Annotated in this window: 13 protein-coding genes; 6 read left to right on the forward strand and 7 right to left on the reverse strand. The window is 72.2% G+C overall.

What is annotated here, in order from left to right; all coding sequences use genetic code 11:
• Positions 1 to 71: 71 nt before the first annotated feature.
• Complete coding sequence (locus STRVI_RS03675; protein WP_014054269.1) at positions 72 to 719, reverse strand: TetR family transcriptional regulator; 648 nt, start codon at positions 717 to 719, stop codon at positions 72 to 74.
• Between the two features lie 439 nt (positions 720 to 1,158).
• Here STRVI_RS03675 and STRVI_RS03680 point away from each other — a divergent pair, with 439 nt between their 5' ends.
• The 4 genes from STRVI_RS03680 to STRVI_RS03695 all read left to right on the forward strand — a co-directional run bounded on the left by STRVI_RS03680 (position 1,159) and on the right by STRVI_RS03695 (position 6,234).
• On the forward strand, positions 1,159 to 1,944 hold the full coding sequence (locus STRVI_RS03680; RefSeq protein WP_014054270.1) for a VOC family protein: 786 nt from the start codon (positions 1,159 to 1,161) through the stop codon (positions 1,942 to 1,944).
• A gap of 230 nt (positions 1,945 to 2,174) precedes the next feature.
• Positions 2,175 to 4,820: a serine/threonine-protein kinase gene (locus STRVI_RS03685; protein WP_014054271.1), complete on the forward strand. Its 2,646-nt coding sequence runs from the start codon at positions 2,175 to 2,177 to the stop codon at positions 4,818 to 4,820.
• 157 nt (positions 4,821 to 4,977) lie between these two features.
• Positions 4,978 to 5,538, forward strand: a complete 561-nt coding sequence (locus STRVI_RS03690; RefSeq protein ID WP_014054272.1) for a hypothetical protein — start codon at positions 4,978 to 4,980, stop codon at positions 5,536 to 5,538.
• A 135-nt stretch (positions 5,539 to 5,673) separates the two neighbouring features.
• A complete protein-coding gene (locus STRVI_RS03695; protein ID WP_251982552.1) occupies positions 5,674 to 6,234 on the forward strand; it encodes a PT domain-containing protein in 561 nt (186 codons plus the stop codon).
• A 32-nt stretch (positions 6,235 to 6,266) separates the two neighbouring features.
• Here the strand turns inward: STRVI_RS03695 and STRVI_RS03700 are convergent, their stop codons facing one another.
• Genes STRVI_RS03700 through STRVI_RS03710 form a run of 3 tightly spaced genes read right to left on the reverse strand, consistent with a single transcriptional unit; the run spans position 6,267 to position 8,712 of the window.
• Positions 6,267 to 7,034, reverse strand: a complete 768-nt coding sequence (locus STRVI_RS03700) for an enoyl-CoA hydratase/isomerase family protein (RefSeq protein WP_014054274.1) — start codon at positions 7,032 to 7,034, stop codon at positions 6,267 to 6,269.
• Entirely contained in the window at positions 7,031 to 7,564 is a 534-nt protein-coding gene (locus tag STRVI_RS03705; RefSeq protein WP_014054275.1) for a Zn-ribbon domain-containing OB-fold protein, read from the reverse strand. Before STRVI_RS03705 ends, STRVI_RS03700 begins: the two co-directional genes overlap by 4 nt.
• Before the next feature lie 8 nt (positions 7,565 to 7,572).
• Positions 7,573 to 8,712: a lipid-transfer protein gene (locus STRVI_RS03710; protein WP_043235368.1), complete on the reverse strand. Its 1,140-nt coding sequence runs from the start codon at positions 8,710 to 8,712 to the stop codon at positions 7,573 to 7,575.
• Here STRVI_RS03710 and STRVI_RS52470 point away from each other — a divergent pair.
• Together STRVI_RS52470 and STRVI_RS03715 are read left to right on the forward strand one after the other, a co-directional pair.
• Positions 8,684 to 8,836 carry a hypothetical protein gene (locus STRVI_RS52470; protein ID WP_167543193.1) on the forward strand — a complete coding sequence of 51 codons (153 nt, stop codon included), beginning with the start codon at positions 8,684 to 8,686 and terminating at the stop codon, positions 8,834 to 8,836. The two genes, STRVI_RS03710 and STRVI_RS52470, sit on opposite strands and share 29 nt — an antisense overlap.
• A gap of 61 nt (positions 8,837 to 8,897) precedes the next feature.
• A complete protein-coding gene (locus tag STRVI_RS03715; protein WP_014054277.1) occupies positions 8,898 to 10,508 on the forward strand; it encodes a FadD3 family acyl-CoA ligase in 1,611 nt (536 codons plus the stop codon).
• Positions 10,509 to 11,060: 552 nt separating this feature from the next.
• Here STRVI_RS03715 and STRVI_RS03720 read toward each other — a convergent pair.
• The 3 genes from STRVI_RS03720 to STRVI_RS03730 all read right to left on the reverse strand — a co-directional run bounded on the left by STRVI_RS03720 (position 11,061) and on the right by STRVI_RS03730 (position 17,111).
• The gene (locus STRVI_RS03720) at positions 11,061 to 11,381 is read right to left on the reverse strand and encodes a hypothetical protein (protein ID WP_150112879.1); all 321 of its coding nucleotides are present in this window, start codon (positions 11,379 to 11,381) and stop codon (positions 11,061 to 11,063) included.
• A 214-nt stretch (positions 11,382 to 11,595) separates the two neighbouring features.
• Positions 11,596 to 14,520, reverse strand: a complete 2,925-nt coding sequence (locus tag STRVI_RS03725) for an AfsR/SARP family transcriptional regulator (protein ID WP_014054280.1) — start codon at positions 14,518 to 14,520, stop codon at positions 11,596 to 11,598.
• 128 nt (positions 14,521 to 14,648) lie between these two features.
• Complete coding sequence (locus tag STRVI_RS03730; RefSeq protein ID WP_014054281.1) at positions 14,649 to 17,111, reverse strand: ATP-binding protein; 2,463 nt, start codon at positions 17,109 to 17,111, stop codon at positions 14,649 to 14,651.
• Positions 17,112 to 17,229 lie beyond the last annotated feature (118 nt).

Genomic DNA, 17,229 nt, shown 5'->3' on the forward strand with positions numbered 1-17,229 from the left:
GGCCGGGCGGCCGGCGTGGAGAGGCCGGCAGGGAGAGGCCGAGGGAGGGGCAGGGGAAGGGTGCGGATTCGTTACTTCGGCGGTTTCCGACCGGTGACGCCGAGGTGGACGAGCCAGGTCAGGCTCGGCCGCAGGTCGGCCTGTTTGACGCCCCAGCTCTGGAAGCCCTTCTGGTGCGCCGCGACCGCGGCCAGCATCGCGACCAGCGAGCCCGCGATGGCCGCGGGGTTGAGGTCGTCGTCGATCCGGCCCTTGGCCTGCTGCTCCTTGACGGCGTCCGTAAGGGAGTTGGTGACAGAGTTGAGGATCTTCATGCGGATCTTGTAGAACCGCTTGTCGCCCTCGGCGGCGCCCAGGTCGACCACCCTCAGGATGGCGTCATGTTTGCGCCAGAAGGAGAGGAACCCCTCGACCAGGTCCTCCGCCGCCGCCGCGCCGGACTTGCCCGCCCATGAGCGGTCGGCGACCAGATCGGTGAGGTTCGCACCCTCCTTCGCCATCTCCTCGGCGAGCTCGAGGACGGCGCCCTCCACATCGGGGAAGTACTGGTAGAACGTCGCAGGCGAGGTCCCTGCCTTACGTGCCACATCGATGACCTTGACGTCTCGATACGGGGATGTGCTGAGCATCTCGCCGAGGCAGTCGAGCAGCTTCTGCCGCGTCGCCTGCCCGCGACGACCGGCCACCCGCCCGTCGACTGTGCGTACTTGTCCTGTCATGCCGTCAGCTTACCGAGGGGTGATCGGAGCGCGATTCGGCTGCGTGCAAATGGGGTTAGGGCGGGATGAGAGGGTTTGTGAGCCTCGCTGAGCAGGCTGGAATGGCTGATTCCGACCCCCGTCCGTCGTCGTCAAGCCCTCAATCACTGCTCACCCACACGTGTGAATTGTGTTATCAACAGGCTGTGGATAACAACGGTGGATGACGCGGTCGGATCCGTCTTGGCGCGAAAAGGATTGGCCAAATATTTCGAGTTCCGGGGCGAGCAGACCGGGCGATCCCCCGTTAGCGTGGCAAGTGAGGTAAACGAGCCAAGTTGCTCCAAATACGTGCCAAGCATCTCCAAACGGGCTGTGAGCAAGCTCCGAGAGCCGAGGTCCAGGGCCGAGCTTCAGGTCAAGGACTGAGAGGAGCGAGGGACGCGAGAGGACCCGGGCCATGGCGGCATTCGCGGAAGGCGTGCCCTGCTGGGCGGATGTGCTGCTGTCCGACCTCGCGGCGGGCCGGCGCTTCTACGGTGAGCTGTTCGGCTGGGCCTTTGAGGAGATCGCCACGGACTACGGCTCGTACACCCGTGCCCTCCTCGGCGGTAAGGAGGTCGCGGGGCTGGTCCCCAAGCCGGACGGCCGGATGCCCACCGTCTGGAACATCTACTTCGCCGCCCAGGACGCCGCCGCGACCGCCGCCCGGATCCGCGAGGCCGGTGGCCGGGTGATCACCCCGCCGGTGTGGATCGACCGGTTCTGCGTCATGGCGACGGCCGCCGACCCGGGCGGCGCCGTCTTCGGGATCTGGCAGGCGGGCAGCCACACCGGCTTCGGGCGGCGCGGCGGGCCCGGTTCATACGGCTGGACCGAGGTCCACACCCGTCAGCCGCGCGCCGTGGACGCCTTCTACCGGGCGGTCTTCGGATACGGGATGGAGCCCTCCGCCGAGGGCGCGTCGGCCGATCTGGTCCTGTGGATGCCGCGCGGAGAGCCCCCGGACCTCCGTCACGCGATCGGCGGACGCGTCGTGATCGGCGAGGAGTACCCGGCCGCTCTGCCCGCCCACTTCCTGACGTACTTTGTGGTGGCGGATTGCGATCGGACGCTGCGCACGGCCCACCGGCTGGGCGGGCGGGTTCTCAAGACCGCCGAAGATACGCCGTACGGGCGTTTCGCGGTCCTTGCGGACAATCAGGGCGCGGCCTTCGCCGTCATCGACACCTCGACGGCAGGCTGAACCCCGGCCGGAGGACTGGGCGATACGGGCCTGAGGGCACTTAGATGATCCTTGGCCGAACCGGACGGTCCCCGGCTCCGTATCGCCCGATGACACGACGATTCGCCCCCGGGTTCGCAACCGCCGCCTTCGCCAGAGAGAATGCAGGATGCGTGCCGCCGGTTGGTTTGTCGGTGAGACGCTGCACGGGGCTGTATTTTTTCAAGCCCCCACGGGGAGGTGGCAGGCAAGTGGTGGAGCAGCTGACGCAGCACGATCCGAGGCGGATCGGCCCTTTCGAGGTGCTCGGCCGTCTCGGCGCGGGCGGCATGGGGCTGGTCTATCTGGCCCGCTCGGCATCGGGCCGACGGGTCGCGATCAAGACGGTCCGGACCGAGCTCGCTGAGGACCAGCTGTTCCGTGTCCGGTTCACCCGTGAGGTGGAGGCGGCCCGCGCGGTCAGCGGCTTCTATACGGCCGCCGTCGTGGACGCCGATCCGCGCGCCGCGGTGCCATGGCTGGCCACGGCCTATGTGCCGGCCCCCTCCCTCGAGGAAATCATCAACGAGTGCGGGCCGATGCCGGCCCAGGCGGTGCGGTGGCTGGCGGCCGGGGTCGCCGAGGCGCTGCAGTCCATCCATGGCGCGGGCCTGGTCCACCGGGATCTGAAGCCGTCCAATGTGCTGGTCGTCGAGGACGGCCCGCGCGTGATCGACTTCGGTATCGCCTCCGGTGTTTCGAACACCCGGCTGACGATGACCAATGTCGCGGTCGGCACCCCCGCCTATATGTCGCCCGAGCAGGCGCGCGACTCACGCAGCGTGACCGGCGCGAGTGACATCTTCTCGCTCGGCTCGACCCTGACCTTCGCGGCCACCGGGCACGCGCCCTTCCACGGCGCCAACCCGGTGGAGACCGTGTTCATGCTGCTGCGCGAGGGCCCCGACCTGGCCGGGCTGCCCGACGAGCTGCGGCCGCTCATCGAGTCGTGCATGCAGATGGAGCCCGAGCGGCGGCCGTCCCCGGCCGATCTGCAATCCCAGCTCGCCCCGCATCTGTTCGCCTCCAACGCCGACGACAGCGGTACGGCCTCGGCCTGGCTGCCGCCCGGCGCCGTCGCGCTCATCGAGCGCAAGCGCAGCGGCCGCAACCAGGTGCGCGGCGCCACCCGGCCCGCGGCCGGCGGCGGCCGTCCCGGGCACGCCGCGAGCGACGGCAGCCGGCCGTCCGCGCCGCTTCCGCCGGAGCGTCCGCCCACGCCGCCGCCCTCGTACGCGCCCGCCGCGGGAGGCCCCGCGGAGGGCCATGGCGGGCGGCACGGCGCGGCCGCGGCCGGGCCCGCCGGTGCGGGCGGCTGGGAGCCGGTGGGCGTGAGCGATCCGCGCGGGGGCCTGCGCACGCCGGAGGCCGCAAGCCCGCCGAGCGCACTGGGCTCCATCGGGCCCGGGCGGCACGCCGCCCCGTCCGCCGCCGCCCCGTCCGCCGCCGCCGCGCCCGCCCCGGCGCCCGCGGGGGCCGACGGGTCGGTGCGGCTGCCCGGTTCGCAGGTGCCGATCGGCCCGGGGCTCCGGGCCGACCAGGCGCGGGACCCGCAGCCGCAGCACGGCACCGGGCCCGCGACCGGCTGGGTGCGCCCGCCGGCCGGGGTGACCACCGGAGGGCTGAACGGGGGCGACGGCACGGCCGCCGTCCCGCCGCCGACCCACTCCCCGTCGGCCGAGCCGCCCGAGCCGCATGCCGCAGGAGCCGGGCACGGCCGCTGGCGCCCGTGGCGGTTCCGGATGTCCAACGACGTCTGGGGCACCCCGGCGGTGGCCGGCGAGCTGCTGTATGTGACCTCGTTCGAGGTGCACGCGCTGGATGTGGCCACCGGCCGACGCCAGTTCAAGACGCGCGACGTGGCGTGGGCGATGGCCGTGGAGAACGGCCGGATCCACGCCTCGGACGGCCCCACGCTGTACGCGCTGGACGCGGAGGACGGCGCCGAGCGCTGGCGGCTGTCGACCGACGGCTGGGTCTACTCCCTCAAGGTCGACCGCGGCACGGTCGTCACCGGGACGCGCGGCGGTGGCGTCCAGGCGTGGGAGGCGGCCAACGGCGAGCTGCTGTGGGAGATGCAGGGCCTCCAGACCGACTTCGAGACGCCCGAGTCCGGCCCGGCCGTCCACGACGGCACGGTATATGTGTGGGCGGACGCGCGGCTGCGCGCCCTGGAGGCGCGCACCGGTGCGGAGCGCTGGTCGTATCCGGTGGGCGACGCGGCGTCGTGCGGCGGTGTGCCGCTGCGTCTGCTGGCGGCGCCCGATGGGGTGGTCTATGTCTCCGCGGGGACGCGGGTGCTCGCGCTCGACGCCGCCCGCGGGGATGTGCGGTGGCGTTTCGAGGCGCCCGCCGTCTTCCTGTGCGCCCCCGCGTACGCGCCGGGGCCCGCGGTGACCGGCGGCGGCATCTACATCGCCGACTATCTGGGCACGGTGTACGCGCTGGACGCGGCGAACGGCCGCGACCGCTGGCGTATCGCCACCGAGGCCCGGCAGTCGATCGAGCCGGTGCTGGTGGCCGACGGTTCGGTCCATCTGGGCAGTGGCAGCGCGCTCTACACGCTCGACGCGGTCACCGGCACGCCCAAGTGGCGGTTCGCGGCGGGCGGCGAGGTCATCGGCTCGCCGGTGGTCGCCGACGGCCGGGTCCACTTCGGCTCGGCCGACCACTGCCTCTACACGGTGGACGCGGCGGGCGGACAACTGCGCTGGAAGCTGGCGACCGGCGGCGAGATCACCGGGTCCCCGGTGGCCGCCGGGGGTGTGGTGTACGCGTGCAGCAAGGACCGGTGCGTCTACGCGCTGGACGCGGTCAAGGGCACGGGCCAGTCCCGGCCGTCGGGCGGCCGGGCCTGACCCACCCCCGGGGGCGACGCGATGACGCGCCGCGGCGGCTGGTTGCGGGCTGTGTCCCTGACAATTCCTGCTACGGTTGCGGGCGTTCATCGACCTCCTGGGAGCCGGGAGGTCGATGGGTAACTCTCTACGCGGTCTTCGGGGGACGGGGTCTGTGATGCGGCGTGGTCTACGGCTGGCGGCCGTGCTCACCGTGGTGCTGGTGGCGCTGACCGGGTTCAAGGGGCGTGGCCATGGCCACGGGGGTGGCGGAGGCGGCTGTTCCAGCTCGTCCTCGCACCACTCGGGGTCCGGCTCCGGTTCCAGTTCCGGCTCGGGTGGTTACTCGGACTCCGACGACGAGAGCTCCACCACCGGTTCGGGCTCCGGCGGCTCCCGCTACCGCGACTATGACGATGACGACTACGGCGACAGCGCGTCCAGCGGCTCCTCGGGCAGCACCGCGTCGTCCAACGGGCCCCAGGCGACCGTCGTCATCTGCGCCGGTAAGGACAAGAGCGGCCGTCCGGCGGCGACCGTGAAGGTGCGCAACCGCTCGGGCGCGGCCGACACCTACCTCGTCGACATGAGCTTCCAGGACCGGGACGGCTCGACCCTGACCTCCGGGCGCGCCGATGTGCGGGTTCCCGCGGGGAAGTCGAGGACCGTACGGGTGCCGCTCGATGATCCCTCGGTGTCGGGAACCGTGGTCCGGTGTGAGGTCGTCTCCGTCCTCTGAGAGCCGGGCCAGGCGCGCTCATAGGTGACTTTGGGGTAGCAAAACCCGTTGCTAGGGTGGCGTGCACTTGTCAACCAGCCCTGGCTGGCTTGAATGTGTCTTTTCAACGGGGGTCATGCCATGCAACGCCGCTCCATGCGTATATTCGCCGTCGCCTTGGTCGGGCTCATCGCGCTGACCGGCTGCGGAAAGAAGGGCCGAAGTCACGACGGCGGCCTCGGCGGGTTCGTCTCGGGCGGGAGCGGCGGGGACAACCCCGCGTCCGGGCCCACCGACCTCCCCAGCGGGCTGCCCACCGGCGTGCCCACCGACTTGCCCAGCGGCGTCCCCTCCGACCTCGACGTGCCGTCGTACGAGGCCCCCACGCCCTCCTACACCTACTCCGCGCCGCCCACCTACAACTCGAACGGCACGAACGACATCACCGCCACCGGCTGCGACTACGACGAGTCGACCCACTCGTTCCAGTACACCCTGGACCTCAGGAACCCCGAGACGCAGTCCATGCACTACTCGATCACCATCGAGTGGGAAAACCAGAGCGGCGGCAGCCTGCTGGGATCCGACTACAAGTCCGTCACCGTGGCGTCCGGCAGCAGCCAGACCCTCAGCGCCACCTCCTACCGCTACCTCACCGAGCAGACCTCCTTCACCTGCAAGGTCACCTCGGCGCTCAAGTACCCCAGCTCCACCTGAGGCCCCGAGAAGCCGACCCGGAGCCGGTGGCCTCACCGCGTACGGAAGCCGGGCGTACGGGCCGCGAAGAGCGCGGCCTGGCGTCCCGGCGGCAGATTGCCCAGGGCGATCAACTGCGGGGCCTGTGCAAGCGCCTGGGCCAGCGCCCCCTCCTTCGCCGCCCATAGCGCCCTTACGGTCCCCTGCACCGCCTCCGTCGGGTACGACGCGATGACCGACGCGGCGCGGATGGCCGCCGTAAGGGCCTCACCGGCCGGGGCCACCTCGCTGACCAGGCCCGTCTCATACGCCCGCCGGGCCGAGAGCCGCTCCGCCGTCCCCATCAGCGCCATCCGCGCGACCTCGCCCATCGGCATCCGCTGCGCCATATAGACGGCCTCGTAGGCGCTGACCATCCCATAGCTGGTGTGCGGATCGAAGAAGGCCGCCGTCTCGTCGGCGACGATGAACTCGGCCTCGCCCAGCAGATAGAAGGCCCCGCCGCACGCCATCCCGGCCACCGCCGCGACCACCGGCTTCCACAGGTCGTTCGCCTTGGGCCCGACGGTGCGCAGCGGATCGTCCATCGCGTAGGGCGACGGCGGCTGCGCGACCTCCACCGAGCGGTCGATGCCGGTGCTGAAGGCCCGGCCGCCCGCGCCGGTGAGGACGACGGCCCGGACCGTGTCGTCGTGGCGGAAGCGCCGCCATACGGCCGTCAGTTCGCCGACCGTCTCCAGGTCGATGGCGTTGTGCCGCTCGGGCCGGTCGAGGGTGACGACCGCGACCCCGCTCTCCTCCACCCGTATGCGGACCGTCATGGCCGCTCCAGCAGCCAGCGCACCACCGTGAGTCCGCCCTCCGTCGCGTGGAAGGCGGCCTTCACGGGCGCGCCGATGCGGATCCGCTCCGGCGGGACCGAGTTCAGCGCGGCGTCCGCGGCGGCGACCAGATTGCCCACCAGCCGGATGCGCGGGGCGTCCGCGAGCTCCACGAGAACGACGTTGTACGGCGCCTGCGCCGCGTAGGCGGGCAACAGCGGGGGATGGGGCAGCACGTACGACCAGATCCGGCCACGGCCGCTCAACTTTTTCCACAGGCAGTCGAAGGACTGGCAGTGGGGGCAGCAGGGCCGGGGCGGAAAGCGTGGTTCGCCGCAGTCGGCGCAGCACTGGACGCGCAGTTCGCCGCGCGCCGCGTAGGCGAAGAAGGGCGCCCCGTCCTCGTCGGGCACGGGCGCCAGCAGGCCGTCGGACCCCTCGCTTCCGCCGCTCGCGGCCGTCGTCGCGTCAGCCGTCGTGTCCGTCGTCGCGTTGGCCGTTGCGTCCGTCGTCGTGTCCATCTGTGTCATGGCGTCGGTCAACTCCTCAGCAGCAGGGCCGATGTGGGAACCCCTTCACCCGCCGTGACCAGGCAGGTCGTGGCGCCGGGGACCTGGGCGGTGCCGGTGCCGCGAAGCTGTCTGACCCCTTCGGTGATGAGGTTGAAGCCATGGACGTACGCCTCGCTGAGGCCGCCCCCGCCGGTGTTGAGCGGCAGCCGTCCGCCGATCTCCAGCGCGCCCCCCTCGGTGAAGGCGGCGCCCTCGCCGCGGGCGCAGAAGCCGTAGCCCTCCAGGGAGAGCGGGATCAGCGGGGTGAACGCGTCGTAGATCTGCGCGACATCCACATCCTGCGGCCCGAAGTCGGCGGTTTTCCACAGCCGGCGGGCGGCGGTCCAGGAGGGGCCGGTGAGCGGGTCGTCGTTCCAGTAGTTGACCATCCCGTGGTGCTGGGCGGGCAGCCCCTGGGCGGCGGAGTGCACGTACACGGGCCGTTGCCGGCAGTCGCGCGCCCGCTCGGCCGACACCACCACACAGGCCAGCGCGCCATCGGTCTCCAGGCAGTTGTCGAAGAGGCAGAGCGGTTCGCTGATCCAGCGCGCGGTCATATACATCTCGCGGGTCAGCGGGCGGTCGTACATGATCGCGGCGGGGTTCTGATTGGCCCGGTTGCGGCAGGCCAGCGCGACATTGAAGAAGTGATCGCGGGTCGCGCCGTACTCATGCATATAGCGCCTGGCCAGCAGCCCGATCTCATCGGCCGGGCGCAGCAGTCCGTACGGCCGGGTCCACTGGGCCGGGGTGGGCAGTTGCGCCCGGGTGTTGGTCCAGGGGCGCGGTCCGCTGCCGCGTTTGCGCGACCGCCAGGCCACCCCGACGCTCGCCTGTCCGGTGGCGATCGCGGCGGCCAGATGCGCGACGGTCGCACAGGAACCGCCGCCCCCGTAGCCGACCTTGCTGAAGAAGGTCACATCCCCGGCGCCGATGGCCTTGGCGACCTCGACCTCGTCGGTCTCCTCCATGGTGTACGAGGCGAAGGCGTCCACCTCGGAGGGGGCGATGCCGGCGTCGTCGAGCGCGGCCAGGATCGCCCGGCAGGCCAGGGTCTTCTCGGACTCGGGGAGGTGTTTGGCGAACGGGGTCTGCCCGATGCCCGCTATCGCCGTCGCGTCCTTCAAGGTCGCCCCCGCGTTCGCCCCAGCCGTCGCCCCAGCCGTCGCCCCCGCCGTCGTCCTCGTCGCCCCCATGGCCGCCTCCGTGGTCGCGTTCACCGGTGCTGACAGCGGGGAAGGCTACCGCTAATCTGACGGGTAGTCAGCTAGTGGGGTCGTCCGTCCCGGGTTCCGGGGAGGGGAGCGGTCCGATGCAACGGATGGCACAGGGGAACACCGTCCCGGCCCTGATCCGGGCGGCGGTCGAGCGATACGGCCCGGCCGAGGCCGTGGTCGAGGGCCGCGCCCGGATCTCGTACGCCGAGCTCGGCGCCCGGATCGAACGCGCCGCGGCCGCGTGCGTCGCCTCGGGTCTCGAACCGGGCGACCGCGCCGCGATCTGGGCGCCCAACACCACCGACTGGATCGTGGCGGCGCTCGGCGCGGTCACCGCGGGCGGCGTGCTGGTCCCGGTCAACACCCGCTTCAAGGGCGCCGAGGCGGCGTATGTGCTGCGCCGCACCCGGGCCTCGCACCTGTTCATCACCGGTACCTTCCTGGGCACCTCTTATGTGGCGTCGCTGCGCCGGGCGGCGGGGGAGGGGGCGGGCCACGGCCCGCTGCCGCGCCTGCCCTACCTACGGGAGGTGGTCGTCCTCGCCGACAACGGCCCGGAGGACTTCCGCACCTGGAAGGACTTCCTGGCACTGGGCGACGCCGTATCCCCGGAGGAGGTCCGGTCCCGGGCGGAGGCGGTGCGCCCCACGGACCCCTCCGACATCACCTTCACCTCCGGCACCACCGGCCGGCCCAAGGGCGTCGTGACCACGCACTTCCAGACCGTGCGCGTCTTCGACACCTGGAGCGAGATCACGGGGCTGGCGACGGGCGATCGCTATCTGATCGTGAACCCGTTCTTCCACACCTTCGGCTACAAGGCGGGCATCATCGCCTGTCTGAGCCGCGGCGCCACGATGGTGCCGCAGCCGGTCTTCAGCGTGGAGACCGCCCTGGCCAATATCGCCGCCGAGCGCATCACCGTCCTCCCCGGCCCGCCCACGCTCCACCAGTCGCTCCTCGACCACCCGTCCCGCGCCGCCCATGACCTGTCCACGCTGCGCCTGGTCGTCACCGGCGCCGCCGTGGTCCCGCTGGAGCTGGTGGAACGGCTGCGCTCGGAGCTCGGGGTCGGCACCGTCCTGACGGCGTACGGCCTGACGGAGGCGTCCGGCACCGTCACGATGTGCCGCCGTGGCGATCCGCCCGAGGTCATCGCGGGCACGGCGGGCCGCGCGATTCCGGACACCGAGATCAAGATCGCCCATCCCACCGGACGCGAACTCCCCACGGGGCGGCCGGGCGAGGTCTGGGTCCGCGGCTACCACATCACCCCCGGCTACTTCGAGGATCCGATCGCCACGTCCCGCACCATCACCCCCGACGGCTGGCTGCGGACCGGCGATGTCGGGGTGATGGACGAGCAGGGCAATCTGCGCATCACCGACCGCATCAAGGACATGTTCATCGTCGGCGGCTTCAACGCCTATCCCGCCGAAATCGAGCAACTCATCGCCCGCCACCCCGATGTGGCCGACGTCGCCGTCGTCGGCATCCCGGATGCGCGCCTGGGCGAGGTGGCCAAGGCGTACGCGGTCCGGCGCCCGGATTCGACGCTGACCGCGGACGACCTGATCGCCTGGTCGCGCCGGGAGATGGCCAACTACAAGGTGCCACGGCAGGTGGTGTTCCTGGCCGAGTTGCCGCGCAACGCCAGCGGCAAGGTCCTCAAGGCCGAGCTGCGCGCGGGCCGGCCGCTTTCCTGACGGCCGCGGCCGCCGCCGAAGGCGGGCGCGCGGGCGGGGCATCACCAAGAGGGGCCGGGCAGGTTCGCCCGGCCCCTTCGGCCTTCGTAAGTCGTCTCGCCGCGCCTACTGCGGGCTGGTGGGGGCATGGCCCTCGCCCTGCGGGGCCGGGGCGGCAGCAGTGGCGTATTCGCTACTGTCCACGCCGACGATAGGGGTGTGACTATCGCTTGCAGCTGCGAATGCGGCTGTCTGGCTTGTGGCTCCGACCGCGGCACCTATCGCGATAATCAAGGTCGCAATGCCCTTTGTGGCACGAGTCATTCCGGTTCCTCCGATACGGGGGGTGATTATCTATTTTGTACTGCAAATTAACAAAGAGGGGTACGTGTGTTCGGCCATCTGGCCGGAAGTGGTCGAAGCTTGGCGGAAAGGGGGCCCGCCCGGTGGTGCGTGGAGCCGCTCGTCCGGAGGCGCCCGCACAGAGGGGCCGACGCCGATGACGTCCCCTCCGCGTCATCGACATCGGCCCCGCGGTTACCTGTTGGATACGAACGACGTTCCGTGGTGTTCCTACTGGGGTGCCGAGGGAGTGTGGCCTTCGCCATCGGTGCTGAGCTGCGGAGGCGCGGGCGTGTGGCCCTCCCCCTGCGTGCTGAGCTGCGGCGGCGCCGGGGTGTGACCCTCGTCCATGGTGCTGAGCTGCGGAGGCGCGGGCGTGTGCCCCTCCCCCTGCGTGATCAGCTGCGGCGGTGCGGGCGTGTGGCCTTCGCCCTGGGTGACCACCTCTGGTGGCGTCGGTGTGTGGCCCTCGTCCTGCGGAGTGAGGGTCGCCGGGTCGGCCTCCAGTGGCCGGTAGGTGTCGGACTGGGGCTTCTTGTCCGTGCTTGTCACGATCAACTCCATCGGATGCTCTGGTCGGTAGAGGCCCGTTGACACCCGCCCGGCGACTCCCCCGTGGGTCGCCGGACAGGTGTCTCAAAAGGGCCGCCCACCTTACGGTGTGACCTCGCAACCGACCCGTCTGCCCCCCGCGGGGACGGGTCGACCGGTACTAAGACTCCCGGACAGCGATAAACGATTGATGAACGGTCGGCGGGACGCGCGATTATGCCGCGGTCGCGGGGGTCAGAAGCCCGCGGACGTCCTCCGCCTCGGGCGCCCCGAGCCGCTCGTGGATCGACAGCGCCTCACGCCAGCAGGCATCCGCGCGCTCGTTCTGGCCGAGCTCCAGCAGTGCCTTGCCGAGCAGCGTCAGCACGATGGCCCGGCGCCACTCGCCCCCGATGCCCCGCAGGGCGAGGGCCTGTTCGGCGTGGGTGGCGGCCTCCGCCGGGCGCCCGATGGACAGATGCGCCTCGGCCATCCGCTGGTGGGTCATGCCCTCCCAGAGCGGCTGGCGGTGCTCACGGAAGAGGCCGAGGGCCTCGGTGAGCTGCTCCAGCGCGTGCGCCAGGCTTCCGGCCCCGGTCAGGGCGATACCGAGCGCGTACTTCCCGTTGGCCAGGCGCAGGGTGCGCCCCAGGCTCCCGTAGATCCGCACGCCCTGCCGGGCCAGGTCCACGGCGCTGTCGATGCGGCCCATCTCCACATACGCGCGGGACAGGTTGCACAGCGCGCTGGCTTCGCCGGGCTGGTCGTCCACGGCCCGGTAGGCGTCGATGGCGCGGAGGAAATGCCGCTCCGCGTCGTCCCAGCGGGTACGGCTGAGGTGCGCGATGATGCCGCGCTCGGTGAGGGCGCGGCCCATGGTCACGTGGTCCTCGACCGTGGAGCCCAGGGCCAGGGCGCGCTCCGCCTCCGCGTCGGCCTCTTCCAGCCGGCCGGTGAGGTTGCGCACCTTGGCCAGGCAGGTGCGGGCCCGGCCTTCGGCCCGGATGTCGCCGACCGTGTGTGCCGTCTCGCTGACGACGCGGGCGACGGCCTCGTAGCGCGGGGCGTTGGCACCGGATTCGGCCAGGTCCATCGCGGCGAGCAGCAGATCCGCCGCCCGGCCCAGGGTGGTGCCCGAGGCGGCCTGCTGGGCGCAGGCCAGCAGGCAGTCGGCCTCGGTGAACAGCCAGTCCAAGGCGGCGTCCTGATGCGGGAAGACCAGGCCGGGGTGGTCGGCGGGGGCCAGGTGGTCGCCCAGCCGGTCGCCCGGCCGCTCCATGGCGTACACCCGCGCCGCCGTGGCGAGGTAGAAGCTCAGCAGCCGGGAGAGCGCCGCCTCGCGTTCCGTGGCCGACTGGTGCCGCTCCGCGCGGTCACGCGCGTAGAGCCGTACGAGGTCGTGGTAGCGGTAGCGGCCGGGCGCCGCGGACTCCAGCAGGGAGGCGTCGACCAGGGACTCCAGGAGCTCCTCGGTGTCGAAGGTGTCCAGCTCCAGGGCGACGGCCGCCGCGGCGAGCGAGATGTCGGGGCCGTCCGCCAGCCCCAGCAGCCGGAACGCCCGGGCCTGCGGCGGCTCGAGCTGGCCGTAGCCCAGCTCGAAGGTGGCCCGTACGGCCAGGTCGCCCGCCCGCAGCTCGTCCAGCCGCCGGCGCTGGTTGGCGAGCTTGCGCGCCAGCGTGGAGACGGTCCAGGTGCGGCGCGAGGCCAGCCGGGAGGCCGCGATCCGGATGGCCAGCGGCAGGAAACCGCACGCCGCCACCACGTCCATGGCCGCGTCGCGCTCCGAACTGACCCGCTCCGCGCCCACGATGCGGGTGAAGAGGACCAGCGCCTCCTCGGGGCTCATCACGTCCAGGTCGACCAGGTGGGCGCCCTCCAGGTCGACCATCCGGGTCCGGCTGGTGATCAGCGCGGCGCAGCCCGGCGTACCGGGCAGCAGCGGCCTGACCTGCGCGGCGTCGCGCGCGTTGTCGAGCAGCGTGAGCACCCGGCGGCCGTCCAGCATCGAGCGGTAGAGCGCGGCTCGCTCGTGGACGCCCTCGGGGATCGCGCTGTCCGGGGTGCCGAGGGCGCGCAGGAAGGCGCCCAGGATCGCGTTGGGCTCAGCGGGCACCGGGCCGGCGCCCTGGAGGTCGACGTAGAGCTGGCCGTCGGGGAAGTGGGCGCGGGCCGCGTGGGCGACGTGCACGGCGAGCGTCGTCTTGCCGACCCCACCGATTCCGGCCACTGCTGACACGGCCATGACACGCCCCTCGGCGGTGGCGAGCTCATCGCTCAGCTCCTCGACGAAGGCGACCCGGCCGGTGAAGTCCGCGACCGTCGCGGGGAGCTGGGCCGGCCTGACGAAGCTGGGCCCGGCGTGCGTGCGGTCGTCCACCGGGACCGCCAGCTCGGCATCCGCCTGCAGAATGCGCTGATGCAGGTCGGACAGCTCCGCGCAGGGGTCCACACCGAGATCCTCGGCGAGCAGCCGCCTCGTGTCGTTGTACACCGCCAGGGCCTCGGCCTGCCGGCCGCTGCGGTAGAGCGCCAGCATCAGCAGCTCGCGCAGCCGCTCCCGGAGCGGATGGGCGGCGGTCAGCGCGGTGAGCTCGGAGACCACCTCGGTGTGGTGGCCCAGCTCCAGGTCGAGATCGAGCCTGGTCTCGGTGAGCACGAGCTGCCACTCCGACAGCCGGGCGCGCTGGGTCGTGGCGTAGGGCCCCGACAGCCCGGCCAGGGACTCACCGTCCCAGAGGTCCAGCGCCCGGCCGATGAGCTCATGGGCGCGCAGCCGGTCGCCCGAGTGCCGGGCCTTCTCCGCCTCCGCGGCCAGGCTCTCGGCCACGTCGATGTCCAGGGCCCCGAGGCCCACCTGGACCGCGTAGCCGCCCGATTCGCTGACCAGGATGTCCGAATGCGGGGTGAACGCCTTGCGCAGCCGGGAGGCGTAGGTGCGCAGCGCCGCGATGGCGGCGTCCGGCGGATCGTCGCCCCATAGGGCGTCGACGAGTTCGGGGGCGGTGGCGGTGCGCCCGCCGCGCAGCAGCAGAGCGGCGAGCAGGGCTCTTTGCTGCGGTGATCCGGTGCTGAGCTGTTCCTCGCCCCGAAAGGCCCGTACCGGTCCGAGCACGGTGAAGCGCAAGGACTGCTCCTGCGCCCGCTCCTTCTCGCCGGTCATGGTCTCCCCCTGCCTCTGCTCCCAGTTGCACGGGCCAGTTTGCCTTGCCGATACCCCTCACGTCAGTAGGGGCCGGACCTCTCCACAAGGCCCGCCCGACTTCGAGACCTCGACAGGCCGACGGATCGTCAGTTCCGGGGCTCGCTTTCGGACACCGGGGGGCCGACTCCGAAGGCTTCCCGATGGCCGGGATTCGGATCCGTGGACGCCGGGAGATCCGGCGCCGAGGCCGCCAGCAGTTGGCGCACCTCCTCGGGCTCGGGTGAGCCCAGCCGTTCGCGAAGGGCCCGCGCCTGACTCCAGCAGTCCTCGGCCCGGCCGCGCTGCCCGGCCGCCATCAGGGCCTTCGATAAAACGGTGAGAAAGGAGAAGCGCCGCCACTCGCCGCCGAGACCGCCCAGGGCGAGGGACTGCTCGGCGTGCGCCACCGCCTTGGTGGGGCGATGCGCTGCCAGATGCATTTCGGCCAGCCGGAAATGGGCCATGCCTTCCCACAGCGGCTGACGGGCTTCGTGGAACAGGTCGAGCGCCTCGGAGAGATGAACGGACGCCTCTTCCAGACGATGGGCACGCGTCAGCGCGATGCCGAGGGTGTACATCCCGTTGGCGAGCCGTAGGGGGGCGCCGAGCCTGCGGTAGATGGCGAGCCCCTGCTCGGCCAGTTCCACGCCGGACCGGGTGCGGCCCCGGCTCACATGAAGCCGGGAGAGATTGGCCAGGGCGCTCGCCTCACCGGCCTCGTTGGCATCGGCGCGGAACGCGTCGAGGGCCTGTCCGAGGAACCGCTCCGCGTCGTCGTACCGCCCCAGGCCGTTGGTGACGATGCCGAGCTGGTTGGAGGCGCGGCTGGCGATCACCGGATCCCCGCCGTCCAGCTCCAGCGCGCGCCGAAGCTCGCGCTCGGCCTGCGCGTACCGGCCCGTGAAGCTGTACAGATGCCCCAGCGCCGAGCGGGCGCGGGCCTCGGTACGGGAGTCCCCGGCGGCGTGGGCCGCGTCGCCGGCCGCCCGCGCCACCGTTTCGTACTGCCGCGGCCGGGCCCCGGACTCGGCGAGGTCCAGCGCGCCCAGCAGCAGATCCCCGGCGCGGCGGCGGGTGGTCTCCCCGGTGCATCTGGGTACGCAGTCGAGCAGGCAGTCGCCCTCCGCGAAGAGCCAGTCCAGGGCGGCTCTGGAGGTCTCGAAGCACAGCCCGGGGTGGCCGGTGGGCTCCAGGTGCTCGACCATCCGGTCCCCGGGCCGCTCCATGGCGTACACCCGCGCCGCCGTGGCGAGGTAGAAGTCCAGCAGCCGCGACAGCGCCTCCTCGCGCTCCGCCGCCGCCTGCGACTCCCGCTCGGCGCAGGCCCGTGCGTAGAGCCGTACGAGGTCATGGAAGCGGTAGCGCCCCGGTACGGCGGACTCCAGCAGCGAGATGTCCACGAGGGAGGTGAGCAGCCGGGCGGTCTCCTCGACGTCGAGGCCGAGCACCGCGCCCGCCGCCGGCAGCGAGATGTCCGGGCTGCCGACCAGGCCGAGCAGGCGGAAGGCGCGGGCCTGGGCCGGGTCGAGCTGTCCGTAGCCGAGCCCGAAGGTCGCCTTCACCGCCAGATCCCCGGCCCGCAGCTCGTCCAGCCGCCGGCGCTCGTCGGCGAGTTTGCGGGCGAGAACGGAGACGGTCCAGGTGCGGCGGGAGGCGAGCCGGCAGGCCGCGATGCGGATGGCGAGCGGAAGGTAGGAGCAGGACGCCACCACCTCCATGACCGCCGCGCGCTCGACCATCGCCCGCTCCTCGCCGACGATCAGCGCGAAGAGGGCGAACGCCTCCGTCGGGCTCATCGCGTCCAGGTCGACCAGGTGGGCGCGGTCCAGGTCGGCCATATGGGCGCGGCTGGTGATCAGCCCCACGCAGTCGGGTGCGCCCTCGCCCGGGAGCAGCGGCCGGACCTGGGCGGCGTCGCGGGCGTTGTCCAGCAGGACGAGGACCCGGCGGCCCTCCAGCGAGGCGCGGTAGAGGGCGGCGCGCTCCTCGGTGCCGTCCGGGATGGCGGCGTCAGGGGTGCCGAGCGAGCGCAGGAAGGCGCCGAGCACGGTTTCGGGGTCGGCGGGGGAGGAGCCCGCACCGCCGAGGTCGACGTAGAGCTGGCCGTCGGGGAAGTGGTGCCGGGCGGTGTGCGCGAGATGGACGGCCAGGGCGGTCTTGCCGATGCCTCCGATACCGGCGATGGCGATGGCGGCCGGCCGGTCGGAGGGGGGCGCGAGCCGGTCGTTCAGCTCCCGTACGAGGTCCTCGCGGCCGGTGAAGTCGGCCACCGCCGCGGGCAGTTGCGCGGGGCGGACGGCGGTGGTGACGGCGGCCAGGGGGCGTTGCGGGCGGCCCACGGCGGTGGGCCGGGAGAACGCGGCGGCGGACCGTGGAGCGGCGTGCGGCCGGAGCCCGGGGACGACTTCGGCGCGGTAGCCGCTCTCCCACTCCAGCCCGATCCGTGTCCGGTCGAGGGCGGGGTCCGGGTCCTCGCCGAGGGCGAGGTGTGCCTCGTCACCGCGCCACCGCCGGTCCGGTACGGATCCGGTGGAACCTGTCCGCCGCCCCAGGCGCTCGTCGCCGACCATGGTGCCCCCCGCACACGCTTCCTCGCTGTACGGCCAGTCTGCCGTGCCTGTGGGCCGTACGTCAGTAAAGACTTCGACGTGTCCGTGGCATCCCCCGATCCTCGCGGGAGGTGTCCAG

The sequence above is a fragment of the Streptomyces violaceusniger Tu 4113 genome, from assembly GCF_000147815.2.
Taxonomy (GTDB): Bacteria; Actinomycetota; Actinomycetes; order Streptomycetales; family Streptomycetaceae; genus Streptomyces; species Streptomyces violaceusniger_A.

Excerpts from the sequence above, each read along its gene's own strand:
- STRVI_RS03700 (WP_014054274.1), bottom strand. The coding sequence starts at position 7,034 with ATGACGGTCCGCATACGGGTGGAGGAGAGCGGGGTCGCGGTCGTCACC.
- STRVI_RS03675 (WP_014054269.1), bottom strand. The coding sequence starts at position 719 with ATGACAGGACAAGTACGCACAGTCGACGGGCGGGTGGCCGGTCGTCGC.
- STRVI_RS03730 (WP_014054281.1), bottom strand. The coding sequence starts at position 17,111 with ATGGTCGGCGACGAGCGCCTGGGGCGGCGGACAGGTTCCACCGGATCC.
- STRVI_RS03690 (WP_014054272.1), top strand. The coding sequence starts at position 4,978 with ATGCGGCGTGGTCTACGGCTGGCGGCCGTGCTCACCGTGGTGCTGGTG.
- STRVI_RS03695 (WP_251982552.1), top strand. The coding sequence starts at position 5,674 with ATGCGTATATTCGCCGTCGCCTTGGTCGGGCTCATCGCGCTGACCGGC.
- STRVI_RS03725 (WP_014054280.1), bottom strand. The coding sequence starts at position 14,520 with ATGACCGGCGAGAAGGAGCGGGCGCAGGAGCAGTCCTTGCGCTTCACC.
- STRVI_RS03705 (WP_014054275.1), bottom strand. The coding sequence starts at position 7,564 with ATGACACAGATGGACACGACGACGGACGCAACGGCCAACGCGACGACG.
- STRVI_RS03715 (WP_014054277.1), top strand. The coding sequence starts at position 8,898 with ATGCAACGGATGGCACAGGGGAACACCGTCCCGGCCCTGATCCGGGCG.
- STRVI_RS03680 (WP_014054270.1), top strand. The coding sequence starts at position 1,159 with ATGGCGGCATTCGCGGAAGGCGTGCCCTGCTGGGCGGATGTGCTGCTG.
- STRVI_RS52470 (WP_167543193.1), top strand. The coding sequence starts at position 8,684 with ATGCCCGCTATCGCCGTCGCGTCCTTCAAGGTCGCCCCCGCGTTCGCC.